This window comes from Eubacterium sp. OM08-24 (genome assembly GCF_003438075.1).
GTDB lineage: Bacteria > Bacillota > Clostridia > Oscillospirales > Acutalibacteraceae > Ruminococcoides.
On record NZ_QSTA01000001.1, the window covers coordinates 772,316 to 788,770 of the forward strand.

The window sequence follows — 16,455 nt, forward strand, 5'->3', positions numbered from 1 at the left end:
TTAATTCCTTTCATCGCAAATATCTTCGTTACAAACTACGATTTGTCAATTTCATTAAATATGAAATTTGTCTCTCTATCGTGGATTCAGATATGTAATCGGATTCTGTGCCGACTGATTCATCTTCAGTCTGGCTATCGACTTTCCAATGTAGAATGTTTCATTCTCATCCAACGGAAATCCCTGCTCATATCTTTCATCCACGAAGAACACTCTGTTTTTAGTGCCTTTTCCAATATAGAAAATTTGCTTACTGCGTGGATCTATGAGTCCATACACATAATGATCTCCGAGTGAAAGAAGACTCTTCTCTGAAAATCTATCCATTCGTTTCTCCTAGTGTGCTGTCTGCATTCCCTTATTTGTATCCAAATCAAAGCCAACCTGCCAAAACAGCACAGCCTGACCAATACGCACAAGCCACACCGTTAAGCCACCTATCCCGATTTACTCCTCTTTCCTTGACATCACCACCACGCTCTCCACATGCGCTGTTCTTGGGAACATATCGCAGGGGGTTACTTCTTTTGTTTTATAGCCGTTTGATTCAAAGATATGCAAATCTCTTGCAAGGGTTGCGGGGTCGCATGAAACATACACTACTCGCTTTGGCGACATTTGAGTTACCGTCAAAATTACATCTTCGCCGCAGCCTTTTCGTGGGGGATCTAAGACTACAACATCGGGTTTCAGACCCTCTGCCTTTAGCTGAGCTGCCGCCTGAGAGGCATCGGCACAAATAAATCTTGCGTTTTTTATGTCGTTCGTTGCCGCATTTTCATTTGCGTCTTTAATTGCGTCCTCCACAATCTCTGCACCGACAAGTGTTTTGCATTTATCAGCCATGGTAAGTCCTATTGTGCCTGTTCCGCAGTACAAATCAAGCAGGACATCGTCACTTTTAAGGTTGGCATATTCCTTTGCCTTACCGTAAAGTTTTTCCGCTTGTGCCCTATTCACCTGCCAAAATGAGAACGGCGAAATTTTAAATTTAAGTCCGCACAACATATCTGTGATGTGGTCACTGCCGTAGGCTACTCTGTTCTTTTTGCCGAGAATTACATTTGTTTTTTCTCTGTTGGAATTAATAATTACACTCTTTAGGTTTGGCAATCCGTCTTTTAACATTCTTACAAGCTCATCCTCTTGCTTTAAACCGTTGCCGTTGACAACATAACACACCATAAGCTCTTGCGTTACCTCACCCAAACGCATATACAAATGGCGAAGTCTGCCCTTACCCGTTGATTCGTCATAAATGTCTGCGTTTGTTTTTTCTATAAACTGCTTAGTTATTTCTATTACAGAATTAAAAATCTCCGGCTGCAAAAGACAATCGTCACAAGGTATAATTCTATGGGTATGGAAAGAGTAAAAGCCGAAAATTGCCTTTCCGTCTTTATCTTTTCCGATAGGAAACTGCGCCTTGTTGCGGTATCTGTCGGGATTTGCACAACCGATTATATCTTTAAAATCAAAGTCTTTAATTCCGCCGATTCTTGTAACGGCATCGTAAACACGCTGTGATTTTATATTAAGCTCTTCATCATATGAAATATGCCGCCAAGTGCAGCCGCCGCATTTTGAAAACTGCGGACAATCTGCCTCTGTTCTTGACAGAGATGGAGTGATTATATTTTCTATTTTTCCGAAAGCATAGGTTTTCTTGGTCTTTAAAATTCTTACTTCGAGTTCGTCGCCAACGGCTGAGAGCGGTACGAACACCGCTATTCCGTCCTCGGTTTTTCCAACGCCGTTGCCCTCTGCTGTTGCGGAAGTTATATTTAATTTTATAATATCATTCTTTACTAAATTCACAATACATCACCAAGTTTATTTTATCATTTTTAATATAAGTTGGCAACTAAAAAGCCAAAACTTCAAAAAATATATTACAAAATTAAAAAAAGTATTTATTTTTTTCGACTATGGCTTTATAATATAAGGTAGAATTTTTGTGAATGGAGAATGAGTGTTTTGAATTACGACATTTTACTTGACAATATAAAAAGGATACATTTTATTGGTATCGGCGGCAGCGGTATGTGTCCGCTGGCTGAAATTCTCAACAGTGAGGGCTACCAGCTTTCGGGTTCTGATATGAACGAGGGCGATACTCTCGACAGAATCAAGGGTTACGGCATTCCTGTATATATGGGACATCGTGCAGAGAACATTGACGGTGCAGAGCTTGTTGTGTACTCAGCCGCTATCAAGGAAGACAATCCCGAGAGAAAGGCAGCTGTTGAGCAGGGTATTCCTTGCATAGAAAGAAGTGTAATGCTCGGCGTTGTAACAAGAAGATACAAGAGAAGCATTGCGGTTTCGGGCACACATGGCAAAACAACCACAACTGCTATGCTTTCTCAGGTGCTTATCGGCAGTGGATTTGACCCGTCTGCCATTATCGGCGGCAAACTTCCGTTTATCGGCGGCAACAGCTATGTGGGTCAGAGCGACATTATCGTATGCGAGGCGTGCGAGTATGTAGATACATTTTTACAGCTTAATCCGTTTATTTCTATTATACTTAACATTGATGCAGACCACCTTGACTACTTTAAGAACCTTGACAATATTAAAAAGTCATTTAACAAGTTTGCAAAACAGACAACGGGCTTGCTTGTAATTAACGGTGACGATGAAAACACACTTGACGCAGTAAGCGATGTTGATATTGAAAAAATCACCTATGGCTTTGGCGAAAACTGCGATTACAGAGCAGTGAATATTTCTGCCGACAAGGGTGTTCACGAGCAGTTTGATATTTACTACAAGGGCGAACTTCTCACAAACATTAAGCTAATAGTTCCCGGCAAGCACAACATTTACAATGCACTTGCTGCGGCAGCCACTGCACATTACCTTGGCGCTACTCCAAAAGAAATTGCCGAAAATCTCCATAAATTCGGTGGCGTTCACCGCCGTTTTGAAATTCTCGGCACACCTGAGGGAATTACGGTAGCAGATGACTTTGCTCATCATCCAACAGAGCTTACCGCTACTCTTAATGCCGCAATGAATATGGGATTTAAAAAGGTATGGGCAATTTTCCAGCCACATACTTTCTCAAGAACAGCGCTTTTGCTTGATGATTTTGCCGAGGCGCTCAAAATCCCGGATGTTGCGATTATTTCAGAAATTCTCCCCGTAAGAGAAACCAACACATACAATATTTACTCAACTGACCTTGGCGCAAAAGTGCCAAACTCAGTTTGCCTTGACACCTTTGAGGAAATTACAGACTATGTATGCAAAAACGCAAAAGAGGGCGACCTCATTCTCACAATGGGCGGCGGCAATGTATATATGTGCGCAAATATGATTTATAATCAGCTCAAGTATAACGAGGAGAATAAGTAAAATGAAATTTAAAAATACAAATATTTCAGTAACTAATACTATACAAAAAAAGTATTTACTGATTTACTTTGTAATATCCATTCTTTTTATGTTGTGTTTATCAACTTCAACATCTCCTCTATACAATATTCCTTATGCCGGCGATACAGCAATGTTTCAAACTATAGGAAAATATTGGGCTGAAGGATCATTGCCGTATGTAGATTTATGGGACTCAAAAGGACCACTAATTTTTGCTGTTAATGCGTTAGGTTACTTGCTTACCGGACAGCGTTGGGGAATTATGATTATCCAAGTAATATGTTTATTTATTTCATTAATCATGATAGATAGAATTATTTCTCAATACATTACAGGTAAAAAAGTACTTTTATTTTCATTACTTTTTCTTGGTGCATATAGCCTTGTTTATGCAAATAATTGTACCGAAGAGTATATTTTACCGCTTTTAACAGCCTCACTTTACGGTTTCACTGTATATATTGAAAATGCTCGCAAAAACAATTATGTGCACAACCCACTTTGGTCGTTACTCTATGGAATTACATTTTCTGCTTGTTTTTTAACACGACTGACTAACGCATTAGGCATCTGTGGTGGTGTATTTGTAATTGTATGTATGTTAATCATTAGCAAGAATTTCAAAAATTTATTGCAGAATGCAATTATGTTTATTGTCGGTTTCTTAATTTTAACATTGCCTTTTTTGCTTTATTTTTATTTTAACAATGCTTTTAATGATTTTCTATACGGAACATTTACTTATAACTTAGAATATGCCGGTAATTCACACTTCAAAATATACGGAAACGGTATTTTAGCAGTATTAGCTTCAATATTCAGTTTTATGAGCGGTCCAATAGTTGCAGCAATCGGCATTATATGTCTATTTAAAAAAAGTTTATTAAAAGGTTTTATGTATATATTTATAGGATTATTACCTTTTATTTGGCTTATAAAGAGTAACGGATATTTACATTATGCTATGATTACGATATCATATTATGGTTTAATAATATCAGCTGTTTATAAAGAATTCATACAAACAGACAAAAAATCAAAAATTATCAAAATTTTTCTTATATCTGTTTGTATTTTACAATGTACTTTTGGAGTTTTATATACAGGAAAAAATACTTTAATCAATATCTATAGCAACATTCATGAAGTTAGTGAATATAATAAAGTTGAAACCAATATAATTAATATGATACCCGAATCAGAACGAGATAGTTTTATTGCATATAATACTAATAGCGGTATTTATTTACAAATGGATATTAAACCTTGTTATCCGTATTTTACTATGCAGGATTGGGCAATCAGTTGTAATAATTCATTAGGTACTTTGGTTACAGAAGCCTATTCTTCTTGTAAAGCAAAATGGATATTAGTTGAAGATAACGGTACAGAACTTTGGATTGATGATATACTAAAAAAGCACTACGGTATTGCATATGAAGAAAATAAGCCATTTAGTTCAACGGTCGTATATAAACTATACAAATTAAATAATTGATAATTACAAGTGGCAGCATTTAAGCGGCTACATTGTAACATATACAGAAACTTATGCAAAAGAAAATGATTTTGAATTTTTTGCAATAGATGACAAAATACTCACCGGCGACGCTAACCAAGACGGCATTATAAATGTAAATGATGTTACATACTTGCAAATGCACATTGCAGGCAAAAAAACCACCGACGGTTCGGCTTTTATTGACGAAACAAACAAGCTGTTGTTTGACTGTGTTGATATGAACAAGGACGGGAAACTCTCCGTTGCCGATGTAACCGCATTGCAGATTTATATTTCAAACAACAACCCAAAAATCAATTAATACAAGAAAGGCTATCGCAAAGTTAAAATGCGATAGCCTTGTTTAATTTATAAGGAGTTATTCCAAATATTTGTTGTAATATTTAATTATGATTCAGCGTACTTTCGGCTAAATTTTATAATTGGCTGACGAAGTATTCTGGCAAATCCTAATTACCCTTTTAAATAAACTCTTTTTACAATTAAAAACTGCCACTCATTACAAGCGGCAGTCTTTAAGAAAAAATATGAAATGTATAAGGGATTGGTTAATTAATCAGCCTGCAAGTGCCGCACCGAGTGCTTTACAGCTTGCAATGGCATCGTCATCGGGAGAGTCATTACAGATTACACTTTCTGTTGCGAGAACCGCACCTGCCGAATTACAGGTATCCTCCCATGTTCTCATCCATTCGCCGTCGCCCCAACCATATGAACCGAAGAGGGCAATTTTTTTGCCGTTGAGCTTTGGTTCACATTCGTTAAAGACAGGCTCAAATTCTGAATCTTCGAGTGTTTCTGCGCCCATAGCAGGACAGCCGAATGCGATTGCGTCAAATTCATCTGCTTTGTCGGCAGAAAAATCTGTTACATTAAATACAGAAACCTCTGCACCTGCGCCCTTTGCGCCCTCTGCAACAGCGTCTGCCATTGCCTCTGTATTACCCGTTCCACTCCAGAATACTACTGCTATTTTACTCATAACTTAATTACTCCTTTGTAAAAATTATACGGTAAGCCGCTTTAGCGACGAACCCTGCAAATATTTTTTGCAATATATATTAGTGCATTTTTTATACTTTTCAAATGTCTTTTTGGCATTCAATTCATCGTGATATACTTTCCAACAGCCGCAGCATTTAAAGTTTTTGCCCTTATTCTCAATAAAGCTAATCACATCGTCAATCGGATAGCCTAAAAACAACCCGATTTCGTGAGGAAAACCGCCGCACAAGTACACTCTCTCGGAAAGCTCATTGATAAGCTCATCTGTGGTTTTGCCCTTGTAGCCTATTGACTCAAGAAAGCTTTTGCTCCTGCTGTTTTGCATATCAAAATTTAATTTTTCGGGGCGATAAACATAAATCAACGCTCTTTCGGACGAAAAGTACAGTATACGGATTGACACACCTTTTGCGTTGAGAACAGAGTTTAGGGAGAAAATATCTTTTTTTAGCTTAAATATGCTGTCAATTCGGCAATTAACCAAATTTCCTGTTTTTATATTCGCCAATGTCGGTGAGCAATGGCGGACTAAAATTTCTTCAGACATAATACTCCTTTAGTTAGCTTTGGTTAGCTTTGGCTAACTTTGGTTTTAAATTTTACGCCCTTACAGGCGTTGATTTACATTTATTTCTGTAATTATAGAGGCACAATTACAATAATGGAAAGATTCATGCGTTAAGTTAGTTGTTACTAACCTTTTGCATAATTATAATACTACATCTTCCTCTATTTGTCAACACCCATTTTAAAATTTTTTAATATAAATTTTCACTTGCAATTTTGAGTGGTACAGTATATACTATATACATATTAGTTTGATATATGTATGGGAATGAGGTTCTCCCATGGATTTTCCAAAACCGCTTTTGCTGATGACTTCTGTTTTTAACAGGGGCATTGGCTTTTTTTATGCCATTTTTAATTTATTTGAGGTGAATTTATGAAAAGGAAGTTTGTTGATTTAAAAGTGATTTTGGTTTCGCTTTGTTGTGCCGTTGTAATGGGTATAATTTCGTTTGTCTTTTTAAAAATGCTTGGTTTGTCCTCTGTATTCAGAGAATTTTTCCCGTATTGCATATGGTTTTTGCCGCTTTCGGGTATGCTGACCGCTTTTGTATATAAAAGATACGGCGGCGAATCTTCTAAGGGCAACAACCTTATAATACAAAGTGCAAACGAGGGCGTTAAAGTGCCTAAAAGGCTTGCGTTTCTCACATTTATATTTACCCTGCTGACCCACTTGTCGGGTGGTTCTGCCGGCAGAGAGGGCACTGCCGTACAAATCGGAGGAACGCTTACAAGCAATGTTGCCGATAAACTCGGATTTAAAAATGAGGACAGAAAAATCATAATTCTCAGCGGTTTAAGCGCCGCTTTCGGCTCGGTGTTCGGCACTCCGCTTGCAGGTGCATTCTTTGGTATGGAGGTCTGCTGTATCGGTCAGCTTTCTGTAAGCGCCGTTATTCCCTGCTTTCTCTCGTCATATCTTGCAAATGCCGTCACTCTTTTGCTCGGTGCAACGCACGAGGTACATAAAATTTCAGCCATACCGAGCTTAGATATTAAATCGGTATTAGTATTTATATCGGCGTCAATTTTATTCGGATTAATCGGCAAATTATTTGCGCTTGGGGTTAAATATTTAAAATTATTATATGCAAAAATTTTTAAAAATACTGTTTTATCGGCATTGATAGGCTCTGTTATAGTGGTTTTGCTCATCGTTTTACTCAATTTAAACGAATACGAGGGACTTAGCACTTGGCAACAGACCACCGCCTTTGAGGGCAACGCTAATTGGTACGATATGCCCGTAAAATTCATTTTAACAACTTTAACGCTTGGCGCAGGATTTCAAGGCGGCGAGGTTACACCGCTGTTTGACATAGGTGCGTCATTTGGCGGCTGGTATGCAAATATGTTCGGGATTGAACCGAGTTTTCTTGCGGCAATAGGACTTATATGCGTGTTCGGCTCTGCCGCAAACACTCCAATCACCACAATTATGCTTGGAATAGAGCTTTTCGGAGCAGAGGCCGTTCCCTACTTTGTTTTTGCAAGTTTAATCAGTTTTATTGCGTCGGGCAAGTCGGGCATATACTCGGCGCAGAAAAGAAAGCTGAGCAAAAATATTTTTACAAAAGTCAAACAAGATGATTTTTCAGAATAAATGTGATACAATACTAAAAGAATATATCGGAGGTGTATTATGAAAATTTTGGTTGTATTTACGGGCGGAACGATAGGCAGCTGCTACAATGGCAATGTGATTTCTACCGATTCAAGCACTCGCTACAAGCTGATTGAAATGTATAAACAGCGTGGCGGAAAGGAGGAATTTGACACAATTTCTCCTTATACAGTACTCAGTGAAAACCTCAGCGGTGAGCATTTCAGCCTGCTTTATAATGCCATAAAAGAAAATATAAATAAAAATTATGACGGTATAATTGTAACTCACGGCACTGATACCTTGCAGTACACCTCTGCTATGCTTTCGTATATGTTCGGTCTATGCAGCACTCCGATCGTGCTTGTTTCCGCAAATTATCCGCTTGAAAACGAAAAATCAAACGGACTTGATAACTTTACCTCTGCCGTAAAATTCATTGAATCGGGCAAAGGCAAGGGCGTTTTTGTGGCTTATAAAAATAGCGGTGAACCCGCAAAAATCCATCGTGGCTCTCGCCTGCAACATCATCTCGCTTATGATGACAACATATACAGCATTAAGAATGAATATTGCGGTGAAATTACAGATACGGGGTTTGTGGAAAATAATTCTTACAGCGAAAAAAGTGACGAATTGGTAATTGAAAAAATGCCGATTTTTACGGCAAGCTCACCTGTTTTAAAAATCACTCCATATGTCGGAATGATTTACCCCGATATTAACAAATCCACTAATGCCATACTTTTGGAGAGCTACCATTCGGGCACTATAAATACAGCAAGCACAGAGCTTGAAAAATTCTGCAATAAAGCAAAAGAACTTGAAATACCTGTATTTTTAACAGGCAGTGAGGCAGGATTTTTTTACGAAAGCAAGGAGCTTTACCAAAAGCTGAAAATCAATATACTTCCGCCCGTATCGCCTGTATCGGCATATATTAAGCTATGGCTTTTGTGCGAAAGCAATAGCGAAAAGCTGTACGATAATTTTTCAAAATCGCTTGGTGGGGATATTTGGTAATCAGTAAATATGTTTCATACCAAAGTTTGAATTAATAAATTTAAAATTCAGGTCAACCCTTTTTAAAGGGTTACGGGTTTGGGCAGAGCCAATAAAATAATAAAAATGCTCTCATTTTCAATAAAAATCAAACATTTATAATTACATCATAAAACAGCCAAACTTTTGACTAATCAATATTTTTAAATAAAACAAAGTTAAGACTAATGGGTGGCAGAGAGCAAGAAAGTTACACTTGAGCAAGGCAGAGAAAAGATATTCTAAAGAACGCAAGAGTTTTAAGGTGTGGCTGATTTGCCCTTGTAAAGCGGCAAATTAGTAGTTGTAGCAGCGTGGCTTTTCCTTTATGCTGTCGCATTTTCAGGCTCTCACCGTTGTGTTCAAGCCGCCGAACGGCAAGCCGTTTGGCTATCAAAAATTTGTGATAACATAAAGCATTTGTGGGCGTTGCCCACACCCACAACCTTTGAAAAGGTTGACCAAACTTTTTTGTTTTATAGACGATAGTCCGTTGTTAAAATAAGAAAAACTAACTTCCACTTACAAACAAAACCGACATCAGCTTATGAGCCGATGCCGGTTTTTGTTATAAAGCCTTTGCCCTTGATAGAGCCGGCTGTAGTTACTATAATAAAAGCTCTTTTATCCACACTTTTTACGGTGTTTGTAATTTTATATACCTGATGCGGTCTTACTGCGCACATAATAACTCTTTTCGGTTTGCCGCTATATGCGCCCTCACCGTTAAGCAAAGTTATTCCTCTGTCATTTTCAGTCATAATCATACTGCAAATTTCTTCGTATTTATCCGTAATAATAAACATCAGCTTGCCGTTATCTCTCGCAACACCGTATGAAATGGTGTCAATAACTTTAATACTGAAAAATATTGTAACCACAGCATACAAAACACTTTCAATACTGTTATATACAAAGAATGCCATAATAAGCACAAGTGCATCTGCTGCAAAAATAAGATTTCCTGTTGAAAAATATGGGAAATGTTTGTGCAAATTCAGCGCAACTATATCCGTGCCGCCTGTTGAACCGCCACGCATAAATATCATTTCAAGTCCGACACCGTTTAATATGCCGCCAAATATCGCAACCAAAATTCTGTCGCCCGTATAGGCAGTCATAATAGGCGTAAATACATCAATAAGTATTGAAGCGAATACCGTACCTGCTATTGTTTTGGTAAGAAACGAAATGCCGTTTTCGATTGCGCCCCATATAAACAACGGTATGTTCATTATCAGCACCATTGTACCGATTGGCAAGCCGAACATATGGTTCAGCATTGTTGCCACACCGGTAAGTCCGCCCGGTGCAATGTCGTTTGGCGCTGTAAATACTACAACAGAAACTGCGTACACCGCCGCACCGGCAAGCATAATTGCATAATCGGCAACAGCGGATTTAATGTCGAATTTATTTTTCACAATTACCACTTCCATTTAGCGAAATATGTAAAATAATATCAAATAATTCGGAAATTCTTTCTTTTTCGTTTTTTAAATACAAATATCCAAAAAGGCTTTCAAGACCGGTAGCGCTGTGATAATCTGCCACTGTACCATTCTTGGGAGTGCATTTCGGAGCGGCGTTTCTGCCTCGTTTATACACTGATAATTCTTTATCAGAAAGATGAGGTATCAGAACCTTGGCATATTCCGCCTGACTTTTGCAATTTACAAAGCCTACTTTTATTTTATTAAGCTCGCCGACAGGGCGGTTGCTCTGCCGCACAAGGTATGCACGAACAAGCAAATCGTACACGCCGTCACCCACAAAAGCGAGTGTGAGCGGCGAAACCTCGTCGGCATAGGTATGCTCAATTATATTATCGTTTTCCATACAAACACCCTATTAATCAACAAAATCAAATTCAAGCTCATAGATTGAAACCGTATCGCCCTCCGAGCAGCCTTTTGCTCTCAGCGCATCAATTACACCGTTATCAATCAGCACCTTTTGGAAATAGTTAAGGCTTTCATAATCATCAAAATTGATGCTTTTCATAACCTGCAACAGCCAATCAGCCTCAACCGTGTAAATGCCGTTTACATTCTTAACGGTAACTGCGTGGTCGTCAAAATCCTCGGCGGTTACAATCGGAGCAGGCTCTGCCTCATAGTGAGCGATAGGCGGAAGTTTTGAGAGCATTTCTCTGATTTTGTTTAACATTGGGTCAACATCATAGCGAATAGCCGCCATAATCGGGAAGAAATCGTATCCCTGTTGTTCAACATATGCTTTGAAATCAGCTATTTGCTCATCGGTTGCCATATCGCACTTATTGCCTGCAACAATCATTGGTCGCTCGGCAAGCTCAGGGTTGAATTTTTTAAGCTCGTTGTTAATTGTTTCAAAATCCTCTTTCGGATCTCTGCCCTCTGAACCCGACACATCTACAATATGCACGAGCATTCTGCAGCGCTCAATGTGGCGCAGGAACTGATGGCCAAGACCTGTTCCCTGCCATGCGCCCTCGATAAGACCGGGGATATCTGCCATAACGAATGACGAACCCTCGCCCATTGACACCACGCCCAAAACAGGGGTAATTGTGGTGAAGTGATAATTTGCAATGAGCGGCTTTGCCTGCGAAACAACAGAAACAAGCGTACTTTTGCCCACATTAGGAAATCCAACAAGTCCGACATCGGCAAGGAGTTTTAACTCGAGAGTAACATTAAACTCTTCTCCCGGCAAACCCGGCTTTGCAAAACGAGGAACCTGGCGAACAGGAGTAGCAAAGTGGGGATTGCCCCAGCCGCCCTTACCGCCTTTTGCCACAACATATGGCTCTGAAGATGATACATCGGCTAAAACTCTGCCTGTTTCTTCTTCCTTAACAAGAGTGCCAAGCGGTACACGAATAATAAGGTCTTCGGCATTTTTGCCCTTACAGCGACCGCCTCTGCCGTTTTCACCCTTTTTTGCGAGGTATTTGCGTTTATATCTGAAGTCGGCAAGAGTAGAAAGATTGGTATCTGCAAGAAATACTACATTTCCTCCTCTGCCGCCATCTCCGCCATCAGGGCCGCCTGCCGCAATGTATTTTTCTCGGTGAAACGATACTGCACCGTCACCGCCGTCACCGGCTTTTATATATATTTTCGCTGTATCTACAAACATTTCTGCTAACCTCCAAATGACGAATTTATTTCTAATTCATAATTTATAATGCGTGATTAATTCATTATCAAAATTTGCCGAAAATCACGATTTAAAATTAAGTATTATGAATTGTAAACCCATTTTTATTATACCCTCAAAGTACCATAAAAATCAATACCTAACAAAAAAGGGTGGATAATAAATATCCACCCTAAGATAATGCGCAAATTACTGCTCAACAGGATAAACGCTTGCACGCTTTCTGTCCTTGCCTACACGCTCAAACTTTACAACGCCGTCAATCTTTGCAAACAATGTGTCGTCTGAACCGATGCCTACGTTGTTACCTGGATGAATGTGAGTACCTCTCTGCTTAACAAGGATGTTGCCTGCGAGAACCTTCTGTCCGTCTGCACGCTTTACACCAAGACGCTTTGATTCACTATCACGGCCGTTCTTTGTAGAACCCATACCTTTTTTATGAGCGAAAAGCTGAAGATTTACCTTAATCATTACCTTACACCTCCGAAATAATAACTTTAATAAACTTTTTGTACTGCTTTTGCAAAGCAGATAAGTGAAGCCATAAGCCCTCAATTAAATGAGATGCCTCTGTTGCCTCGTTACTGCTCAGGTTTAAATTAATAAAACCGTCGCTGTCGGTAACCTCTGCATCTGTATGCAGAACCTCGGTGATTGTGTTGGCTGTCATAATTGCGGCAGAGCTTACGCCTGCGCAAACAATATCAGGCCCGCTGGTATTGAAATCAGCATGACCGGATATTTTAAAGCCTTTAAAATAATCAGCCGATTTAAAAAATGTTACCGTAATCATTCTCAGATCTCGATTGAAGTAATCTTAACCTGTGTGTAAGGCTGTCTGTGACCCATTGCTCTCTTCTCGCCTTTCTTTGGCTTGTAAGTAGCAACTCTGATTTTCTTGCCTTTACCGTTCTTTAATACCTCTGCAGTAACCTTTGCACCCTCAACAACAGGAGTGCCAACCTTAATGCCGTCGTCTGTGCCAACAGCAATAACATCGAATGTTACTGTTTCGTTTGCCTCAGCGTTAAGCTTTTCAACGAAGATAATCTGATCGTTTGTTACCTTGTACTGCTTACCGCCTGTCTGAATAACTGCGTACATTTTAGTACCCACCTTTACATATGTCTCGCTATCTGCAGGTAGAGTAAAAACTCATTTAGCAACCCACAATATGCGGCTTATATAGCATAACACAAATACAATTTATTGTCAACCTTATTTTTACAGGTTATTCTGAATTTTTGCAGCTTTTATTGTATTTTTCATAAGTGTGGCAATGGTCATAGGGCCAACGCCGCCCGGAACAGGAGTTATGTATGAGCATTTGTCCTTAACATTTTCAAAGTCAACATCGCCGCAAAGTTTGCCGTTTTCATCTCTGTCCATACCTACATCAATAACAACAGCGCCCTCCTTTACCATATCGGCGGTAACAAACTTTGGTCTGCCTACCGCTGCAACCAGAATATCTGCCTTACTGCAAATTTCTGCGAGATTTTTGGTACGGCTGTGGCAAATTGTTACAGTGCCGTTTTCGTGGAGCAAAAGCATTGCCATCGGCTTGCCTACAATGTTGCTTCTGCCGATTACAACGCAATTTTTACCGCTTACTTCAATGTTGTAGTGATGGAGCATTTCCATTACGCCGGCAGGTGTGCAAGGGAGAAAATCGTACTCGCCAAGCATAATTTTGCCTACATTTACAGCGTGGAATGCGTCTACATCTTTAAGCGGACTGATTGCCTCAATTACTGCCTTGTCATCAAGGTGCTTTGGAAGTGGGAGCTGAACGAGGATACCGTTAATGTCCTTTTTCTCGTTAAGTGTTTTTACGAGGTCTAAAAGCTCCTCCTGTGTGGTTTCGGCAGGCAAAGCATATTCCTCAGAATGAAATCCCACAAGCTCACAGGCTTTCTTTTTATTGTTTACATATACCCTTGAGGCAGGGTCGTCGCCTACAATGACAACCGCAAGTCCCGGGGTGATTGAATGTTCTTTCTTTAAAAGCTCAGTTTCATTTTTTACTTCCTGCTTTACCTGAGCCGATACCTTTTTTCCGTCTATAATCTGCATAAAAACTATCCTTTCTCTTAATGTTTATCAAAAGCATAACTATACCTACAACAAAAATAATTGCCGACAAAAGCTGAGATACTCGCACCGCATTGCCAAAAATTTGGAAGTGCATATATAGGCTGTCTGTTCTGAGTCCCTCTACTATCATTCTCTCAAAACCGTACCACACAAGATAGCTGAAGAAAATTTGTCCTGCATATCTTTGTCTGTATTTTCCGTAAAAATGCAAAACCACAAATCCGAGCAGGCACCATACTGATTCATAGAAAAAGCAAGGGTGAACGGCAATGTTGTCCGTACCCTGACTTACCATACCCCACGGTAAATCGGTAGGTGCGCCGAATGCCTCCTGATTCATAAAATTGCCCCATCTGCCTATTCCCTGTCCGAGCAAAAAGCCCATCATAGTAATATCGAGAATCGGCATAACTTTCATTTTCTGAATTTTGGCAACGATAAGTCCACCCAAAAGCGCACCGATAATTCCGCCGTAAATTGCAAGTCCGCCGTTGTTTATATAGAGAATTTCAATCGGATTTTTGCTGTAATAATCCCATTCAAAAAAACAATAGTAAAGCCTTGCGCCGACAATTCCCGTAATAATACCCACGAGAATACAGTTAATCAGCTTGTTGCCGTCAACATTATATCTTTTTGAGCTTACATAAGCGTAAAGCACCGCAAGCAGAAGTCCCGATGCAATAATTATACCGTACCAATAAACCGGGTAATTACCAATGGTAAAAGCAACAGGATTTACGGTAAATTCAAGACCAAGTCCCGGAAACGAAACATTATAGTCCATTACTTTTCACCGTCCTGAATTGGCTTTACAACCGACAAAGTACAGTTATTTACATCAAGCATACAATCAAGTCGCTTTGTAACATCTTCTATTGTAGCGTTTGCGATTTCGTCAATGTAGTCAAACATATTGTTGCCCTTAAAATGGTAGTCAGCAAGAATGTTTGAAATAGTGTCTACCGAATTAAGCGATGCTACCGTATCGCCGTAAATTGATTTTTTGGCAATTTCAAATTCTTCCTTGTCAATGCCGTTTTCCTTGAGCTTTACTATATAATCTTTAATCATCTCTGCCGCTTTCTGCGGTTCTCTTGACTCGCCGCCAAAGATAACCGAACAGTAACCGGGGCCGTCAAACAGCTCGTAAGAGAATGAGCTGTTAATAAGGTTTGCATCAAGCAACTTGCGGTATAATTCGCTTGTTTCTGAGGCTAAGAGGAAAAGTAAAATATCTGTATGAGCCGCCTGAGCGTCACCCTTTACGCAGTCAGCCTTTTCCTTAAAGCCGAGGTTAAATATCGGCATAGAAACCGAAAATTCCTGTTCTACATACGGCTTAACAATTTCGTAAGGCTCGTTTTCAAATACATTGTGAATAGTATGCTTTTCACTCGGTTTTAAAAGTCTGTCGGCTGTTTTTAACACTTTGTCAACTGTAACATTGCCCGAAACGCAAAGCACCATATTGTTGAGGTTGTAAAATACATTATACACCTCGTACAATTTTTCGGCTGTAATTTCAGCAATACTTTCAACCGTACCTGCAATATCAATTTTTACAGGGTGGTTGTGATACATATTTTCAAGCATATTAAACATTACTCGCCAATCGGGAGCGTCATCGTACATCTTGATTTCCTGTCCGATAATACCCTGCTCCTTTGCTACGGTCTGCGCAGTAAAATACGGTGACTGCACAAAGTCGAGCAAAATTTCAAGGCTTTCGTCAAACTTTTCGGTACAAGAAAAAAGATAACAGGTCTTTTCAAAACTTGTATAAGCATTGGCATTTGCACCTGTTTTTGCGTAACGCACAAATGCGTCGCCGTCTTCGCTTTCAAAAAGTTTGTGTTCAAGATAATGCGCAATGCCGTCCGGTACAGTGATTACATCGCCGTCATCAACAGAAAACTTTGTGTTGATACTGCCGTACTTTGTGCCAAAAATAGCATAGGCTGAATTGTAGCCCTCTTTTGGATATACATAAATTGTAAGTCCCGACGGATGATTTATTTTATAATATTTTTCTGCAACTCTTTCGGATTTTATCTCTTTAATCTCCATTTTACACACTCCCTTT

The 16,455-nt window shown here is 39.4% G+C and carries 18 protein-coding genes and 1 riboswitch; of the genes, 5 read left to right on the top strand and 13 right to left on the bottom strand.

Features of this window, described 5'->3' with window-relative positions:
- Window positions 1-75 precede the first annotated feature (75 nt).
- Entirely contained in the window at window positions 76-327 is a 252-nt protein-coding gene (locus DXC23_RS03840) for a hypothetical protein (RefSeq protein ID WP_022233906.1), read from the bottom strand.
- A gap of 120 nt (window positions 328-447) precedes the next feature.
- Entirely contained in the window at window positions 448-1,818 is a 1,371-nt protein-coding gene (gene rlmD, locus DXC23_RS03845; RefSeq protein ID WP_117704841.1) for a 23S rRNA (uracil(1939)-C(5))-methyltransferase RlmD, read from the bottom strand.
- Between the two features lie 159 nt (window positions 1,819-1,977).
- On the opposite strand from rlmD, the gene murC reads away from it, so the two are divergent.
- The 3 genes from murC to DXC23_RS12380 all read left to right on the top strand — a co-directional run bounded on the left by murC (window position 1,978) and on the right by DXC23_RS12380 (window position 5,207).
- Window positions 1,978-3,363, top strand: coding sequence for a UDP-N-acetylmuramate--L-alanine ligase (gene murC / locus DXC23_RS03850; RefSeq protein WP_117704842.1), 1,386 nt, complete (start codon window positions 1,978-1,980; stop codon window positions 3,361-3,363).
- Window position 3,364: 1 nt separating this feature from the next.
- Window positions 3,365-4,882, top strand: a complete 1,518-nt coding sequence (locus tag DXC23_RS03855) for a hypothetical protein (RefSeq protein WP_117704843.1) — start codon at window positions 3,365-3,367, stop codon at window positions 4,880-4,882.
- Between the two features lie 97 nt (window positions 4,883-4,979).
- Window positions 4,980-5,207 (top strand): dockerin type I repeat-containing protein, encoded by a 228-nt coding sequence (locus DXC23_RS12380; RefSeq protein ID WP_347474782.1) that lies wholly within the window; start codon window positions 4,980-4,982, stop codon window positions 5,205-5,207.
- Between the two features lie 255 nt (window positions 5,208-5,462).
- Here DXC23_RS12380 and DXC23_RS03860 read toward each other — a convergent pair whose 3' ends face one another.
- Together DXC23_RS03860 and DXC23_RS03865 are read right to left on the bottom strand one after the other, a co-directional pair.
- A complete protein-coding gene (locus tag DXC23_RS03860) occupies window positions 5,463-5,888 on the bottom strand; it encodes a flavodoxin (protein ID WP_117704844.1) in 426 nt (141 codons plus the stop codon).
- A 24-nt stretch (window positions 5,889-5,912) separates the two neighbouring features.
- Window positions 5,913-6,458, bottom strand: coding sequence for a DUF3793 family protein (locus DXC23_RS03865; RefSeq protein WP_117704845.1), 546 nt, complete (start codon window positions 6,456-6,458; stop codon window positions 5,913-5,915).
- A gap of 275 nt (window positions 6,459-6,733) precedes the next feature.
- Window positions 6,734-6,803: riboswitch (Fluoride riboswitch) on the top strand.
- Window positions 6,804-6,854: 51 nt separating this feature from the next.
- Between DXC23_RS03865 and DXC23_RS03870 the strand changes: the two genes are divergently transcribed.
- Together DXC23_RS03870 and DXC23_RS03875 are read left to right on the top strand one after the other, a co-directional pair.
- Window positions 6,855-8,084 carry a chloride channel protein gene (locus DXC23_RS03870; RefSeq protein WP_117704846.1) on the top strand — a complete coding sequence of 410 codons (1,230 nt, stop codon included), beginning with the start codon at window positions 6,855-6,857 and terminating at the stop codon, window positions 8,082-8,084.
- A 39-nt stretch (window positions 8,085-8,123) separates the two neighbouring features.
- The gene (locus DXC23_RS03875; protein ID WP_117704847.1) at window positions 8,124-9,107 is read left to right on the top strand and encodes an asparaginase domain-containing protein; all 984 of its coding nucleotides are present in this window, start codon (window positions 8,124-8,126) and stop codon (window positions 9,105-9,107) included.
- A gap of 563 nt (window positions 9,108-9,670) precedes the next feature.
- Here DXC23_RS03875 and DXC23_RS03880 read toward each other — a convergent pair.
- The 9 genes from DXC23_RS03880 to DXC23_RS03920 all read right to left on the bottom strand — a co-directional run bounded on the left by DXC23_RS03880 (window position 9,671) and on the right by DXC23_RS03920 (window position 16,439).
- Window positions 9,671-10,549 carry a YitT family protein gene (locus tag DXC23_RS03880; RefSeq protein WP_242997396.1) on the bottom strand — a complete coding sequence of 293 codons (879 nt, stop codon included), beginning with the start codon at window positions 10,547-10,549 and terminating at the stop codon, window positions 9,671-9,673.
- Entirely contained in the window at window positions 10,539-10,964 is a 426-nt protein-coding gene (locus DXC23_RS03885) for a ribonuclease III domain-containing protein (RefSeq protein WP_117704849.1), read from the bottom strand. The genes DXC23_RS03880 and DXC23_RS03885 overlap by 11 nt, the downstream gene beginning before the upstream one ends.
- 12 nt (window positions 10,965-10,976) lie before the next feature.
- Window positions 10,977-12,248 (bottom strand): GTPase ObgE, encoded by a 1,272-nt coding sequence (obgE, locus tag DXC23_RS03890; RefSeq protein WP_117704850.1) that lies wholly within the window; start codon window positions 12,246-12,248, stop codon window positions 10,977-10,979.
- A gap of 210 nt (window positions 12,249-12,458) precedes the next feature.
- Complete coding sequence (rpmA, locus tag DXC23_RS03895; protein ID WP_022234725.1) at window positions 12,459-12,743, bottom strand: 50S ribosomal protein L27; 285 nt, start codon at window positions 12,741-12,743, stop codon at window positions 12,459-12,461.
- A 4-nt stretch (window positions 12,744-12,747) separates the two neighbouring features.
- Window positions 12,748-13,065 carry a ribosomal-processing cysteine protease Prp gene (locus DXC23_RS03900; RefSeq protein ID WP_117704851.1) on the bottom strand — a complete coding sequence of 106 codons (318 nt, stop codon included), beginning with the start codon at window positions 13,063-13,065 and terminating at the stop codon, window positions 12,748-12,750.
- Window positions 13,066-13,067: 2 nt separating this feature from the next.
- Window positions 13,068-13,376, bottom strand: coding sequence for a 50S ribosomal protein L21 (gene rplU, locus DXC23_RS03905; protein WP_117704852.1), 309 nt, complete (start codon window positions 13,374-13,376; stop codon window positions 13,068-13,070).
- Window positions 13,377-13,496: 120 nt separating this feature from the next.
- Entirely contained in the window at window positions 13,497-14,348 is an 852-nt protein-coding gene (folD, locus tag DXC23_RS03910) for a bifunctional methylenetetrahydrofolate dehydrogenase/methenyltetrahydrofolate cyclohydrolase FolD (RefSeq protein WP_117704853.1), read from the bottom strand.
- Window positions 14,290-15,156, bottom strand: coding sequence for a prolipoprotein diacylglyceryl transferase (gene lgt, locus DXC23_RS03915; RefSeq protein WP_117704854.1), 867 nt, complete (start codon window positions 15,154-15,156; stop codon window positions 14,290-14,292). Before lgt ends, folD begins: the two co-directional genes overlap by 59 nt.
- Window positions 15,156-16,439: a pitrilysin family protein gene (locus DXC23_RS03920; RefSeq protein ID WP_117704855.1), complete on the bottom strand. Its 1,284-nt coding sequence runs from the start codon at window positions 16,437-16,439 to the stop codon at window positions 15,156-15,158. Before DXC23_RS03920 ends, lgt begins: the two co-directional genes overlap by 1 nt.
- Window positions 16,440-16,455 lie beyond the last annotated feature (16 nt).

Bases quoted from the DNA above. Each gene is read 5' to 3' on its own strand.
- DXC23_RS03840 (WP_022233906.1), bottom strand. From the start codon at position 327: ATGGATAGATTTTCAGAGAAGAGTCTTCTTTCACTCGGAGATCATTAT.
- DXC23_RS03855 (WP_117704843.1), top strand. From the start codon at position 3,365: ATGAAATTTAAAAATACAAATATTTCAGTAACTAATACTATACAAAAA.
- DXC23_RS03860 (WP_117704844.1), bottom strand. From the start codon at position 5,888: ATGAGTAAAATAGCAGTAGTATTCTGGAGTGGAACGGGTAATACAGAG.
- DXC23_RS03865 (WP_117704845.1), bottom strand. From the start codon at position 6,458: ATGTCTGAAGAAATTTTAGTCCGCCATTGCTCACCGACATTGGCGAAT.
- DXC23_RS03870 (WP_117704846.1), top strand. From the start codon at position 6,855: ATGAAAAGGAAGTTTGTTGATTTAAAAGTGATTTTGGTTTCGCTTTGT.
- DXC23_RS03875 (WP_117704847.1), top strand. From the start codon at position 8,124: ATGAAAATTTTGGTTGTATTTACGGGCGGAACGATAGGCAGCTGCTAC.
- DXC23_RS03885 (WP_117704849.1), bottom strand. From the start codon at position 10,964: ATGGAAAACGATAATATAATTGAGCATACCTATGCCGACGAGGTTTCG.
- obgE (WP_117704850.1), bottom strand. From the start codon at position 12,248: ATGTTTGTAGATACAGCGAAAATATATATAAAAGCCGGTGACGGCGGT.
- rpmA (WP_022234725.1), bottom strand. From the start codon at position 12,743: ATGATTAAGGTAAATCTTCAGCTTTTCGCTCATAAAAAAGGTATGGGT.
- DXC23_RS03900 (WP_117704851.1), bottom strand. From the start codon at position 13,065: ATGATTACGGTAACATTTTTTAAATCGGCTGATTATTTTAAAGGCTTT.
- rplU (WP_117704852.1), bottom strand. From the start codon at position 13,376: ATGTACGCAGTTATTCAGACAGGCGGTAAGCAGTACAAGGTAACAAAC.
- folD (WP_117704853.1), bottom strand. From the start codon at position 14,348: ATGCAGATTATAGACGGAAAAAAGGTATCGGCTCAGGTAAAGCAGGAA.
- lgt (WP_117704854.1), bottom strand. From the start codon at position 15,156: ATGGACTATAATGTTTCGTTTCCGGGACTTGGTCTTGAATTTACCGTA.
- DXC23_RS03920 (WP_117704855.1), bottom strand. From the start codon at position 16,439: ATGGAGATTAAAGAGATAAAATCCGAAAGAGTTGCAGAAAAATATTAT.